This window comes from Pseudomonas sp. RAC1 (assembly GCF_030658255.1).
GTDB lineage: Bacteria > Pseudomonadota > Gammaproteobacteria > Pseudomonadales > Pseudomonadaceae > Aquipseudomonas > Aquipseudomonas boreofloridensis.
In genome coordinates, this window is the sequence record NZ_JAUTXS020000022.1 from 77,455 (window position 1) to 91,117 (window position 13,663).

Genomic DNA, 13,663 nt, shown 5'->3' on the forward strand with positions numbered 1-13,663 from the left:
CGTTCTTCAATTGGCCTTCACCACCACGGCTGTGATGTTGTCGGGGGCGCCACGGGTCAGGCCGAGATGGACCAGCCCGCGTACCACCTGATAGGGGTCGGCGTGGTGCAGCACCTCGCCGATTTCGAGGTCTTCGGCGGTCTTGGTCAGGCCGTCGCTGCACAGCAGGTAGGTATCGCCGGGACGTACTTGCACCGAAAGACTCTGCAATTGGAGCTGATCCTCCACGCCGATGGCGCGGGTGACGATGTTGCCGCGTGGGTGCACGCGCGCCTCGGCTTCGCTGAGCAGGCCACTGTCCTGCAGTTCCTGGACATAACTGTGGTCATGGCTGAGGCGCTCGATGCGTCCGTCGCGCAGGCGGTACAGACGGCTGTCGCCGGCCCACAGGGCGACGCCCTGGTCGCCGCGCACGGCCAGTACCACCACCGTGCTGCCCATCATCGACACGCCCCGACGATGGGTTTCCTCGCGGACCGCGCGGTTGACCCGCACCAGGGTGTCGCGCACGGCTTGGGCGCGCGCCTCGAGCGGCGCAGGCAGTGGCAACTGCCGCAGGCTGTCGACGGTCAGGCTGGCCACGTAATCGCCCGCCGCATGACCGCCCATGCCGTCGGCCACAGCCCACAGGCCATCGGCCGCCAGGTCCAGGCAGGCATCCTCGTTGATCTTGCGCACCATGCCCACGTGGCTGTAGCTGGCGGCACTGTAATGCAGGGTCGTCATACCCCGCCTCCCTCGTCGCCCAACAGGAATGCGGCGAAGTGCTCGCTGCGCGGCAGGCCTGGGTAACGCATCAGGCCCGGCGCGATGCGCTCCGAGCCGCGCCCCCACCACAGGCTCATGCCTTCGCAGGCGCACTCGGCCAGCGCGTGTGCGCGGCCCTCGGGGGTGGTCGCGGCCAAGCGTTGCAGGCCACCGACGCTGGGTACCGATACCGCACCTTGAGTGCCCGTGCTGTCGGCGCCATAAGGCTGCACGGCGCGCTCGAACGCGTCCAACGGCGCCCCCTCCTCCAGCGTGTCCAACAATGCCGCCTCGACCGCCTCGAACCAGGCATCGCTGCCGGCCACGATCGCCGCCAAAGACGTCTGCGGTGCCAGCACCTGAGCGACGGTCAGCGGGAAGTAGCGCCCGACCCGGTCGATGCTGGGCATCACGACGCCAGTCACCGCCTGAGGCCCGCACACGCCGGGCGCCAAGGCAAAGCGCCACAATGGGCTGACCAGGTAGGCCTGTAGCCACTGTTCGCCCAACTGCCGCTGACTGGCTTGAATGCCAGCGGCCAGCCACTGATCCCAGGGCTGGATGAAGGTCTGCGGCAGGTCGCGGCTGACGAAGTCGCCGCGACAGGCGATTTTCCCGTAGAAACCCACGTCGTTCACAAATGCTCCGGCAGGCTGAAACCGCTGACCACTCGGCTGCGGAACGGATTGAACGCGCTGCTGGCACGCAGCTCGTAGGACACGCTGGCGCCATCGACGCGCAGGCGTAGGTTGAAGCGCTCCGGCGAACTGCCGGCACTGAGATCGGACTGATCGAGCAAGCGGAACCACGCCCACGGTCCCTCCAGTGTCATCCCCGAGCGACCGCTGGCCGCCGGGGGCGAGATCGACAGGCGCACCACGCCGATACTGTTGGGGTTCGGCCACTGCAGCGACACCGGGCGACTCGGACCGTGGTCGTAGCTGACCTGCTGACCGTCGAGGTCGAGCAGGAACTGAGTGATCGAGGCGTCCATCGCCACCGGCTTGAGCTCGAAACGCACCCCCGGTTGCAGGCCGCCGCTGGTGCGGAAGAAGGCATCGCGAATGGTCGCGGCGCGCTGGAAGGTGTTCAGCACGCCGCCACCGATACCCAGCTTCTGCGCGGCGCCCGGCTGCCAGCTCCAGGGCGACGTGGCCGTGTTGACGTAGGGTTGCAGGTACTTGCGGAAGTAGTTGTCCATCACCCCGCCCACACCGAAGAACTGGCCGAAGTCTTCCAGGGTGGCATCGCGTGGGCTGCCGGCGCTCAGGGGATAGCGCCCGCTGAGCGACTGACGGTAGACATTGACCACCTCGCTGGTCCAGGCGGCGTTGAGCTGATTGCGCACCCCGCCCATGACGATGGCGTTGGTCGAGCCGACCACCGAACCGACCAGGTTCTGCACCAGCTTGGGCTGGCGCGCCGCGCCCAGCGACACGCGCTGCGAAGCCGCCTGCGCCTGGTTCTTGGCCTCGCCCAGCAAGGCATCGCCACTGGCGCCGACCATGGCGCTGACTTGCACGTACAGCGCGTTGAGGTCGGCCAGCAAGCCGTCGAGCGAACTCGGCTGGCCCTCGCCGCTGGCGACCAGTTCGGCCAGTTCAGCGAAGTGGGCCGTGACCGGGTCCACCTCGCGCGCCTGCGCCTCGGTGCCCGGAATCGGCGTATCGCCCAGCAGGCCACCGAGGCGCTGACGCAACTGATCAACCCCGGCCTGCTCCACCTTGGCCTGGGCCTGGTCGAGCACGGTCGGCTGTTGCAGGTCGGTTTCCTTGGCCACCGCCTGCAGCAGCTTCTTCAGCGGCGAGGTCGGCCCGGACAATACGCGCAGCACGTCGGCAGCCTGCCCGGCACTGGTGATGGGTACGAAATCGAGATCGGCCAGCAGCGCATCCCACTGGCGGATGTAGTCCTGGTAATAGAGCTGGCGCACGTCGTCGGCCAGGCGCTTGGCATCGCTGGCCTCGCTCAGCTCGCGACCCAGCACCCAGCGCTCCTCGGCCAGGGTTTCGGCGTGGGCGACGCTGGCGGCGAGAAACGCTTTGCGGTAACCGTCGACGGTGAAGATGCCCGGCAGCGGATCGGTCAACGGCTTGCCGCTCTTGCGCTGGAACACCAGCGCCGCATCGCGACCGGCCGCGTCGCTGAGGCGAAAATCGCTGACACCGTTCGGCAGTTTCTGACGCTTGACCCGGTCATACACCCGTTGCGCCACCGGCAATTGCTGCAACTGACGGCGGGTGTCGTCGATCAGGCGCTGATCCAGTCGCGCATTGGGCGGGCGCTTGTCGAACAGCGCCGAGAGGTGCTGCTCCAGTGCCTGACGTTGTTCCGGGGCCAGATCGCGCGGCAGATGACGCTCCCAATCCAGGCTGATCCAGGCCTTGATGAAGTCGGCGTCGTAATGCTCGCTGTCGGCGAGCATGAGATAGGCCTTGAGGCCTTCGTAGAGGTAATCCGACGGGCCACCGGCATACAACTGTTCCTCGATGCGGGTAACCAGGCGCGGGGCGAAGATGGCGATCAGCAGCTTGCGGTAGACGCTATCGGACTCGCTCTCGAGCATATCGCCCTGATACAGCCCCAGGCCCTCGGCCCAACTGGGCGGATCGTTGGCCAGGCGGCGCACGGCATTGAGCAACGGCAGCACCTCGATCACTTCGCGCTGCGCCGGGCTCAGTTCCTGAACGCTCTTGCCCAGCGGTTTGAGGCGGCTGTCGACTTCGGCGATGTACTGCTGGTTGGCGCGGTAGCTCAAGGTCCACAAGGTGCCGACCACCAGCACCAGCGCCACGCTCAAGGCCAGGGCACCGCGTGCGATCCATTTGCGTCGGCGCTCCACCTTGGGATCGCTGCCCACCAGCCCACGCTCGGCGAAGGCCACGGCGGTGAACAGCTTCTCGATGAAGTAGCTGCGCCCGGTGCCGGTCTGACGCGCCAGGTGCGCACGGTCCAGGCCCATGCTCTGCGCCATGCTGCCGATCAGGCGGTCGATCGGGCTGCCTTCCTGGGTGCCGCTGGTGAAGTACACCCCGCGCAGCAGCGCCCGCTCTTCGAAGGCATTGGGTTTGAACACGCCGTCGAGGAAGCTCTTGAGGTTGCCACGCAGCGCCGCGAACTGCTGGATGAAGCCATAGACCAGATCGCGCCGCGCCGGGTCGCGTTCCTGCTGGAGGCGTTCGACCAACCGCTGGTTCAGGCGCGTCTCCAGCAGGCCGAACTCTTGCTCGAACTGCGCCACCGGCCCCTCGCCCTGCTGACCCTCATCCAGCGCGAAGGTCATGCCCCACACCTGAGCACGTTCTTCCTTGCTCAGGTTGTCGAAGAACTCCATGAACCCAGGCACCAGGTCGAGCTTGGTGAGCATCAGGTAGATGGGGAAGCGCACGCCGAGTTGGGTATACAGCTCCTGGATCCGCGTGCGAATCGCCGTGGCATGGGCGGCGCGTTCTGCATCGCTGCCCAGCAGCAGATCCGACAGGCTGATGGCGATGAAGGCGCCATCGATGGGACGCCGTGAGCGCTGCTGCTTGAGCAGGTCGAGAAAGCCCAGCCAGGCGGCCTTGTCGACCTGGGCATGGCTGTCCTGGGTGGTGTAGCGGCCAGCGGTGTCGAGCAGCACGGCCTGGTCGGTGAACCACCAGTCGCAATTGCGCGTGCCGCCAACGCCGCGGATGGCGCCTTCGCCCAGTTGCGCGGCCAGCGGGAAGTGCAGGCCGGAATTGATCAGCGCAGTGGTCTTGCCCGAGCCGGGCGGGCCGATGATCACGTACCAAGGCAGCTCATAGAGATTACGCCGCTCGTCGCCGCCCAGACGCGCCTTCTTCAGCAGCACCAGGGCTTCGTCCATGCGCTGGCGCAGGGTCGCCAGTTCTTCGGCAGTGGCCAGGCTGGTAGGGTCCGGCGCCGTCTCGGCCGCCAGGCTTTCCAGCACCTTGGCCGCCTGGCGGCGGGCCTGGACGATGCGCCAGGTGCGGTAGGCGATCCACACCGCGAACAGCAGGATGATCAGGATCCAGCGCGGCGCAGGCGGGGCCAGCACATCCAGCAGCGGCCCCAGGAACCAGATGATCAGGCTCAGGGCGATCAGCCCCAGCACCGGGATCACCCAGCGGATGACGAAACTGAAAAACGCCTTCACTCGACGCCCTCCGCCAGAACTGTGATTTCCACCCGACGATTCTTCGCCCGGCCTTGCGCGGTGTCGTTCGACGCCAACGGCTCGGTGTCGCTCAGCCCCTGGGCGGTGAAACGCTCGGCCTGTCCGGTGCGCGCCACCAGCAGCGACTTGACCTCTTCGGCACGGGCCTGGGACAGCGCCCAGTTCGAGGGGAAGCGGATCGTGGCGATGCGTTGGTTGTCGCTGTGCCCGGTCACGCGCACATTGCCCTTGACCTTGGAGACGGCCGCCGCAATGCGCTGCAGCAGGGGCTCGAAGTCGCCCTTGATGCTGGCGCTGGCCGACGCGAACAGTTCGTCACCGCGAATGGTGACCACCGAACGGTCGACCGCATCTTCGACCGAGACCCGGCCAGCCTTGATGTCATCGGCCAGGAAACCGGCCAGGCGCGGGCGCTCGACGGGCTTGGGCTGCACCACGGGACGGTCCATGGCCTGCACCGGAATTTCCCCCAGCGCGTGAATGCCACGGAACACCGGCTCGGCGTCGGAGGCGAGCTTCATGCGCAGGCCGAACAACAACAGCAACAGCAGCGCCAGGGCCACGGCCAGGCCGACCCATGGCGGGATGAACTGCGCCAGGCGGTCGCGGCTGACCGAGACGCCGCGCCAATGCGGCGACAGTTCGCGCTCGATCTCGCCACGGGCGCCGCGGATGGCTGCGGCGGTGCGTTCACGCAGCGCTTCGAGCTGCGCGCGGCCCCCGTTCATGACCCGATAGCGGCCCTCGAAACCCAGGCTGGTGCACAGGTACAGCAGCTCCAGCAGGTTCAAGCGCTCACGCGGGCTCTGCAGGCAATGTTCGAGCAACTGGAAAGTCTTCTCCCCGCCCCAGGCCTCGTTGTGCACGGTGATCAGCAGGCTTTGCTTGCCCCAGTCGCTACTGCTGCCCCACGGGGTGCTCAGCACCGCCTCGTCGAGGGCGGTGCACAGGGCGTAGCGTGCCAGCAGCACTTCGTTACGCGGCACACCGGCGGCGTCGGCACGCTCCTCGAACTGACGCAGGTAGGCCAGCAATTGTGCGCGCAGGCTGGCCGGGGCGGGATGGGCGATGGTGTTGCGCAGGCGTGTGAGCAAGGCCAGCAGCGGCCCGGCTGCCTGCTCCAGTGGATTGAGCCCGGCGCCCTGCCCAGGCGCCAGCGGCTCGGCCGGCACGCTCAACGGCGGCGGTGCGGGCTGCGCCGGTGTCGAGGGCTGCGGACCACGGCCACCGGGGCGCGGCATGAATTGGGTCCGGTCATTGCCTTGAGGATCGTCGTGCTGCATCGCGGCTTATCCTCGAATGGCCCAGAACGCCAGGCTCAACCCAGGGAACTCGCCAGCGACGTAGAAGGCGAAGCCACCGGAATGCTGCAACTGTTTCCAGTGCTCGCTGCCACGGTCGAGCTCAAAGTAAGTGGAACCGGCATGGAACGGGATCTGCCTGGGCGCCACCGGCAACGGCAACAGGCCGATGCCAGGCAATTGCAGGTTGACCAGGTCGCGGATGTGTTCCACCGAGCCGATCTTGCTCTGCTGGCCGAACCGACTGCGCAGGGTTTCGCTGGGCACATCGGCGCGCACCACCAGGATGAAGCTGGCGCTGTCCAGCAGGCTGCGGTCGGCCAGCATGCCCACGTGCACGCCATAGGCTTTCTCGACGATCGGAATGGCCACCGCCTTGCTGTCGATCAGCATCGACAGGGCTTGGCGCAGGGAGGCCATCAGCGGCTGGAACGTCGCCGCCAGATCATCGTGCTGATAGGCCGGGAAGCTCTCCGGACGCCGGCCGTCCTGGGTGAAGGTGGCGAACTCGCCGGCAAGGGCGACCAGTTCGCTGAACAGCCGCTCCGGGTGCAGCGGGCTGAGCTGCCCCAGGTGCTCGACCAGCGGCTGCGCCCGGTTGACCAGTTGCAGCAGCATGAAGTCGGCGATTTCCGAGGCGCCGCCGTTGGCCGAAGCCACCACGCGCCCGGCCAGCGCTTCGCCGCGTTGATGCAGCAGCCCCAGCAGTTCGCTGCGGAAATTCGCCAACGTATCGCTCACCGCCACGTCCAGTATGGGCGGGATGTAGCTGTCATCGAGCACCAGCGCGCGGTCGGCGCGTTTCTCACGGAGACGCAGCACGCCCAGCGCCGCGTAGTCGCCCAAGCCCTCGCGCTCGGACAACAGACGCAGGGCACGACTGCCCAGGGCCAACGGCGCGCGGTTCTCGAACGGCGCATTGTCGTCGCGCACTTCGCTGACCCGGGCCACGTAACGCGCGCCGTCCAGCGGTTCACCTTCATCGACGGTGTCGCGGGCGCCGGCGCGCTTGAGCGGCAGGCCCAGATAAATCACCGCATCGCGCAGGTCTTCGGGAATTTCCAACGGCGGCGGTGGCAGGTCGTCACGCGGGATGTCGAACGGCGTACCGTCCGGCAACAGGCCACGGGCGCTGATGATCGCCAGCTTGCCCTGGGCCAGCAGGCCCTGGTCGATCAGCAACTCGGAGAAGCCCCAGGCGGCCGTGGACAGCGGGCGACTGCGGGCATCGATGAACGTCTCCAGATAGCGGTCGTGCTGCTGGAAGTGCTGGGTCGTGATGAACATGCCTTCCGACCAGACCACGCGATTGTTCCAGGACATGGGTTCTCCGTTTGCCTAGCGGGCAGGGACAGGTTGTGGTGTGGCCACGGCGCTGCGCACGGCGCGCACATCGAGGCTGATCTGGTAGTCGTGTGGCGGCACCGGCAGCACGCTGCGCCATTGCGCCCGATCGACCTCGCGGTAGCCGACGACCAGGCCGACCAGGCGCGTGGCCGGGTTCAGCGGACGGTCGAGTTGCAACTGCCGACCGGGCTGCAGCAGCACCTCGTCCTGATCGACGAGGTCGACCCCCAATGTGGCCTGAGCGCGCTCGGCCAGGGCGAAATAGTCAGCGCGCTCGAAGGCGGCGGCGTTCTTCAGCTCGTAGACCCTCACCCGTACCGGCGCGGGCGTGCCGTCGGCGCCCGGATTGAGGCCAGCGGCGGCGCTGAAGTACAGGCTGACGCCGGGCGCCTCGTGGTCAGCCGACGCGGGTGCGGGCGCGTCTTTGCTGCAGGCACCGAGCAGCACCAGGGCCAGGGCCGCGATCAGTCGTGTTGCATTCATGTTCGTCCTCATGACGTCCTGTAACTCTTCCTGTCCTGAAGCACGGCCTCAGGAACGTTGCATTCTTGCGGTATGGGCTTCGTAGGCGCGGCTGAACTCGCGGCCGAACAAGTCCTGGAAATCGTCCTGCGCTTCGCGGGAAATCTGCCCGTAGAGCTGGGTGAACTGCTGCCACAGATGGGCCTGGCGCGAGCCACCGAACAGCTTGGCCAGGCCTGCCGCAGGCGCCAGCCGCGCTTCCAGTTGCCCAGGCTCGAAGCGGGTCAGCAGGTGCTTGATGGCGGCTTCGACGCCGGCCATCACTGCCAGTTGGTGGGCACGCAAATCATCGAAACTGTCGCGCACGGCCTGGTCGGCCGGCATGAACGCCTGACTGCCCTGGCGCAGCAACAGCAGCAAGGCCTCATCGGCATTGGGGGCGAACTTGAGCGGGTTGTTCTGCACGGGGGCGATGGTGGTCTGCTGCATGCGGAACTCGCCCTTGAGGCTGCTGCGCGCGCGCAAGACATCGATCAGCCCTTCGACCATCAAGCGGTAGCTGCGCCCGACGGCCTCCATCTGCGCAGCCGCATCCTCGGCGTCGAAACGCAGGTGGTCGATCCCGGCACCGCGCAGGAATGCCTGTAGAAGACCCTGGTCAGCGGCAGGCGGGGCGGGCGGCGCTGCCGCGACGGACGTTGAGGGCGGCGGCTGAGGCGTCTGCGGCGGGGCGATCGACGGCGCAGGCTCAGCCGCCAACGGGCTTTCGAAAGCCGGCATGGGCGGGATGTCTGGCGCGGCAGCGGGCACAGGCGCAGGCGCAGGCGCGGGACTGTCGTCGAAGGGGTTCCAGTCCGCTGGAATGGCCCCGATACCAGGCGCTGCAGGAGGCGGCGGCGCAGGAGCGGGCGCAACGGGCGCAGGTGGCCGGAAATCGTGTTGTTGGGCCGGTACGTGGTCGGGCTGGCTGGCCGGAGGCACACTCGATGCACCCAGGAAATCGAACAAATCTGGCAGGGTGTCGTGGCTGGATGCCCCCTGCAGCAACGCCGCAGAGGCCGGAGCGATGGGCGAGCTCGACGCTGCGACCTGATTGGCCATCAGCGCCTCGAAGCTCTGAGCGCCCGGCTGACGACTCTCGTCGACGGAAAAGCCCGAATCGATACGCGCCTGGATCTCGTAATCGCCGATCCGGATGAGTTCGCCGTCCATCAACGGTTCACTGTTTCCACGGCGAAGACGCACGCCGGCCTGAACCAACTCGATACCGTTGGTACTGCTATCCGTTATGTAGTAACGGCCCTCACGGAATTGGACTACACAATGACTAGAAGATACCAACCGCTCAGGATCAGGTAATACCCAGTCATTGTTAGGACTTCTTCCTATGCTGACGGCACCATTTTCCACCGTGATCTCCGAGCATTGCCCTGGGGTGATCTTGTGGTAACTAGTGATAGTTAGGCAAAGTGCCATCACGCCTCCTGCATAGACTATAAACCTTGATTCCATTCAAATGGATGGACTGCTTTGCGCTACAGGATCAGACCTTGAAATCCACGTAATTTCAAAGGAGATGCGCTATTTATCGCTACAGAACCTGACAATCTAACTCACTCAAGCTGCACTTTGATGTCAGTTTCAGCGGCCGGCTGAAATTCTGCTGAAACGATCACACTCGGGTGTTCAGCGCGCTAGCTTACCTTGACAGCATTTTGGAAATAAACCATAAATGCGCAACTTTGAGCTGCAGCCGCTGATATCGGTTCAATATCAACCCTTAAAGTTCACCAGCGTTTTGTGCGCTGGTTCACACTTTTGAATTTTGACCCTGCGCCATTTGCAGAGCCCCGCCACGGGCCGATATGGAGATCGATATCTGGTGAACTCCCAGGCACTGCTAGCCGCTGTTTCAGATGACTTCCCTTGTGGCGAAGACCTGGAATACGACGCCGACTTCCTGCAACTCGAACGCGATGCCCAAGGGCGTCCGGAGCGGGTCATGGGCGATGCGGTACAGCCGGCCGAACCGCCTCAGTGGCGCACCCTCGAACAGTCCTGCATCTCCCTGCTGCAACGCAGCAAAGACCTGCGCATTACCCACTTCCTGGTTCAGTCCAACCTTGCCCTGCACGGTTTTGTCGGCCTGGCCGACGGCCTGGAACTGATCCGCGATCTGCTGGGCGAGTACTGGCTGCACCTGCACCCGCAACTCGATGCCTCGGACGACAACGACCCGACCGTGCGCGTCAACGCCTTGGCCGGCCTCACCTGCGAAGCCAACATCGCCTTGCTGCGCGAAGCCGTCCTGGCACGCTCGCGCGCGTTCGGCCCGGTGACCCTGCGTGCCGGCCTGCACGCCGCTGGCCTGCAGCACTTCGCCAGCGAAGACCTCAGCATCGAAGCCTTGGCCGCCGCACTGCGCGATGCCGACGCCGAAGAGCTCGAACAGACGCGCCAGGCCCTGACCCGAGCGCGCGAAGCCTGCGAAGCCATCGAACGACGGGTGAGCGACCACGTTGGATCCGCCTCGGGCGTCGACCTGAGCGCGCTCAAGCAGCCGCTGCGCCTGGCCTCGCAAGTGCTCGCCGACTACGCACCCGGTGGCTCGCCATCGGCCACGGTACCCGACACGCCTGCGCATGAACCGCTCGACAACGACCAGGCACCATCGGCCAGCGCCGCTACACCGAGCGCCCGCCCGCCAGCGCGGCCCGGCGAAGTGAACAGCCGCGACGATGTCCGCCAGAGCCTCGACCGGCTGCTGCAGTACTACGCCCGCCACGAGCCTTCGAGCCCACTGCCCGTGCTGCTGCGCCGGGCCAAGCACCTGGTCGATGCCGATTTCGCGACCATCGTGCGCGACCTGATTCCCGATGGCCTGTCGCAGTTCGAGAACCTGCGCGGGCCCCAGGACGACTGATACCACCGACAGCCGCAACGAACGACAGCGCCCCCAGCGGCGACCAGGAGGAACCACGTGGCCAAAGACAGCTCCCAGAAATTCATCGCGCGCAACCGCGCGCCGCGCGTGCAGATCGAATACGACGTCGAACTGTACGGCGCCGAGAAGAAGGTCCAGCTCCCCTTCGTCATGGGCGTGCTGGCCGATCTGGCCGGCAAGCCGGAAGAACCGCTGCCGGCCGTGGCCGACCGCAAGTTTCTGGAGGTCGATGTGGACAACTTCGACTCGCGGCTCAAGGCGATGAAGCCTCGCGTGGCGTTCAACGTCCCCAACGAACTCACCGGCGACGGCAACCTGAGCCTGGACATCACCTTCGAGAGCATGGACGACTTCAGCCCGGCCGCCGTCGCGCGCAAGGTCGATGCCCTCAACCAATTGCTCGAGGCACGTACCCAGTTGGCCAACCTGCTGACCTACATGGACGGCAAGACTGGCGCCGAGGACATCATCCTCAAGGCCATCAAGGACCCTGCGCTGCTGCAGGCCCTGGCCAGTGCCCCGAAACCTGCCGACAACGAGCCGAGCGCCTGAGGAGCCCGCCATGACCGACACATTGCGCGACAACCAGGCCGCCGAGGCCAGCACCGAGCAGACCAGCGACTTCGCCAACCTGCTGCTGCAGGAATTCAAACCCAAGACCGAACGCGCCAAGGAGGCGGTGCAAAGCGCCGTACGCACCCTGGCCGAGCAGGCCCTGGCGCAGACCAACCTGATCTCCGACGACGCCATCGGCTCGATCGAGCAGATCATCGCCGCCATCGATGCCAAGCTCACTGCCCAGGTCAACCAGATCATTCACCATGACGACTTCCAGAAGCTGGAAAGCGCCTGGCGCGGTCTGCACTACCTGGTCACCAACACCGAGAGCGACGAGCAACTGAAGATCCGTGTGCTCAACGTGTCCAAGACCGACCTGCACAAGACCCTGAAGAAGTTCAAGGGCACCGCCTGGGACCAGAGCCCGGTGTTCAAGAAACTCTACGAAGAGGAATACGGTCAGTTCGGCGGCGAGCCCTACGGCTGCCTGGTGGGCGACTACTATTTCGACCAGTCGCCGCCCGACGTCGAGCTGCTCGGCGAGCTGTCCAAGGTCTGCGCCTCGATGCATGCCCCGTTCATCGCTGCCGCCTCGCCGACAGTCATGGGCATGGGCTCATGGCAGGAGCTGTCCAACCCGCGTGACCTGACCAAGATCTTCACCACCCCGGAATATGCCGGCTGGCGCTCGCTGCGCGAATCGGAAGACTCGCGCTACATCGGCCTGACCATGCCACGCTTCCTGGCACGTCTGCCCTACGGCGCCAAGACCGACCCGGTCGAAGCCTTCGCCTTCGAGGAAGACACCGACGGCGCCGACAGCAGCAAATACACCTGGGCCAACGCGGCCTATGCCATGGCAGTGAACATCAACCGCTCGTTCAAGCACTACGGCTGGTGCTCGCGCATCCGCGGCGTGGAATCGGGCGGTGAAGTGCAGGGCCTGCCGGCGCACACCTTCCCCACCGACGACGGTGGCGTGGACATGAAGTGCCCGACCGAGATCGCCATTTCCGACCGCCGCGAAGCGGAACTGGCGAAGAACGGCTTCATGCCGCTGCTGCACAAGAAGAACACCGACTTTGCTGCCTTCATCGGCGCCCAGTCGCTGCAGAAGCCGGCCGAATACGACGACCCGGACGCCACCGCCAACGCCAACCTGGCCGCGCGCCTGCCGTACCTGTTCGCCACCTGCCGCTTCGCCCATTACCTGAAGTGCATCGTTCGCGACAAGATCGGCTCGTTCAAGGAAAAGGACGAGATGCAGCGCTGGCTGCAGGACTGGATCCTGAACTACGTCGACGGCGATCCCGCGCACTCCAGCGAAACCACCAAGGCCCAGCATCCGCTGGCCGCCGCTGAAGTGGTGGTGGAGGAAATCGAAGGCAACCCTGGCTACTACAACTCGCGCTTCTACCTGCGCCCGCACTACCAGCTCGAAGGGCTGACCGTGTCGCTGCGCCTGGTCTCGAAGCTGCCGTCGGCCAAAGGGGCCTGATCGACGCTTGACCTTCCGGGGAGTGGTTTCCCTCTCGATCGAGCCGGGAAGCCTTGTAAACCTGCGGACCTTGTCCGGCAGGTGAAGCAGTGCCCCCGGAACTGTACGACCTCACGACGAACGCCAACCGACGCGAAATATCGAGGACATCATGGCTGTAGACATTTTCATCAAGATCGGCGACATCAAGGGCGAGTCCGCAGACAAGGCCCACAAGGAAGAAATCGACGTGCTGAACTGGAGCTGGGGCATGTCCCAGTCCGGCAACATGCACATGGGCAGCGGCGGCGGTGCCGGCAAGGTCAACATCCAGGACCTGTCGATCACCAAGTACGTCGACAAGTCCAGCCCGAACCTGATGGCCCACTGCTCCAGCGGCAAGCACATCGACAAGGTCAAGCTGACCGTGCGCAAGGCCGGTGGCGAGAGCCAGGTCGAGTACCTGATCATCAACCTGGAAGAAGTGATCATCAGCTCGCTGAGCACCGGCGGCTCGGGCAGCGATGACCGCCTGACCGAGAACGTCACCTTGAACTTCGCCAAGGTCACCGTGGACTACCAGCCACAGAAAGCTGACGGCACCAAGGACGGCGGCGCCATCAAGTACGGTTGGAACGTGCGTCAGAACGTCAAGATCTGATCGC

At 65.6% G+C, this 13,663-nt stretch carries 11 protein-coding genes; 4 read left to right on the top strand and 7 right to left on the bottom strand.

Translation table 11 applies throughout. The features are described 5' to 3' along the window. Positions 1 to 6 precede the first annotated feature (6 nt). Genes Q7C30_RS05355 through tagH form a run of 7 tightly spaced genes read right to left on the bottom strand, consistent with a single transcriptional unit; the run spans position 7 to position 9,495 of the window. The gene (locus Q7C30_RS05355; RefSeq protein ID WP_039582640.1) at positions 7 to 726 is read right to left on the bottom strand and encodes a protein phosphatase 2C domain-containing protein; all 720 of its coding nucleotides are present in this window, start codon (positions 724 to 726) and stop codon (positions 7 to 9) included. Beyond that, positions 723 to 1,385: a type VI secretion system-associated protein TagF gene (gene tagF / locus Q7C30_RS05360; protein ID WP_317870923.1), complete on the bottom strand. Its 663-nt coding sequence runs from the start codon at positions 1,383 to 1,385 to the stop codon at positions 723 to 725. Before tagF ends, Q7C30_RS05355 begins: the two co-directional genes overlap by 4 nt. Continuing rightward, positions 1,382 to 4,888 (bottom strand): type VI secretion system membrane subunit TssM, encoded by a 3,507-nt coding sequence (tssM, locus tag Q7C30_RS05365; RefSeq protein ID WP_317870924.1) that lies wholly within the window; start codon positions 4,886 to 4,888, stop codon positions 1,382 to 1,384. The genes tagF and tssM overlap by 4 nt, the downstream gene beginning before the upstream one ends. Continuing rightward, a complete protein-coding gene (locus tag Q7C30_RS05370; RefSeq protein WP_039582637.1) occupies positions 4,885 to 6,192 on the bottom strand; it encodes a DotU family type VI secretion system protein in 1,308 nt (435 codons plus the stop codon). Before Q7C30_RS05370 ends, tssM begins: the two co-directional genes overlap by 4 nt. A 6-nt stretch (positions 6,193 to 6,198) precedes the next feature. Continuing rightward, positions 6,199 to 7,533 (bottom strand): type VI secretion system baseplate subunit TssK, encoded by a 1,335-nt coding sequence (tssK, locus tag Q7C30_RS05375; protein ID WP_295486394.1) that lies wholly within the window; start codon positions 7,531 to 7,533, stop codon positions 6,199 to 6,201. Positions 7,534 to 7,548: 15 nt separating this feature from the next. Then, positions 7,549 to 8,040, bottom strand: a complete 492-nt coding sequence (gene tssJ, locus Q7C30_RS05380; RefSeq protein ID WP_317870925.1) for a type VI secretion system lipoprotein TssJ — start codon at positions 8,038 to 8,040, stop codon at positions 7,549 to 7,551. 48 nt (positions 8,041 to 8,088) lie between these two features. After that, the gene (gene tagH, locus Q7C30_RS05385) at positions 8,089 to 9,495 is read right to left on the bottom strand and encodes a type VI secretion system-associated FHA domain protein TagH (protein ID WP_317870926.1); all 1,407 of its coding nucleotides are present in this window, start codon (positions 9,493 to 9,495) and stop codon (positions 8,089 to 8,091) included. Positions 9,496 to 9,901: 406 nt separating this feature from the next. Here tagH and tssA point away from each other — a divergent pair, with 406 nt between their 5' ends. The 4 genes from tssA (at position 9,902) to Q7C30_RS05405 (ending at position 13,659) form a co-directional block, all read left to right on the top strand. Then, positions 9,902 to 10,942: a type VI secretion system protein TssA gene (gene tssA / locus Q7C30_RS05390; protein ID WP_317870927.1), complete on the top strand. Its 1,041-nt coding sequence runs from the start codon at positions 9,902 to 9,904 to the stop codon at positions 10,940 to 10,942. Between the two features lie 57 nt (positions 10,943 to 10,999). After that, positions 11,000 to 11,515 (top strand): type VI secretion system contractile sheath small subunit, encoded by a 516-nt coding sequence (gene tssB, locus Q7C30_RS05395; protein WP_029613826.1) that lies wholly within the window; start codon positions 11,000 to 11,002, stop codon positions 11,513 to 11,515. 10 nt (positions 11,516 to 11,525) lie between these two features. Continuing rightward, the gene (gene tssC / locus Q7C30_RS05400; RefSeq protein ID WP_317870928.1) at positions 11,526 to 13,019 is read left to right on the top strand and encodes a type VI secretion system contractile sheath large subunit; all 1,494 of its coding nucleotides are present in this window, start codon (positions 11,526 to 11,528) and stop codon (positions 13,017 to 13,019) included. 151 nt (positions 13,020 to 13,170) lie between these two features. Continuing rightward, entirely contained in the window at positions 13,171 to 13,659 is a 489-nt protein-coding gene (locus tag Q7C30_RS05405) for a type VI secretion system tube protein Hcp (RefSeq protein WP_029613828.1), read from the top strand. Positions 13,660 to 13,663: the final 4 nt, after the last annotated feature.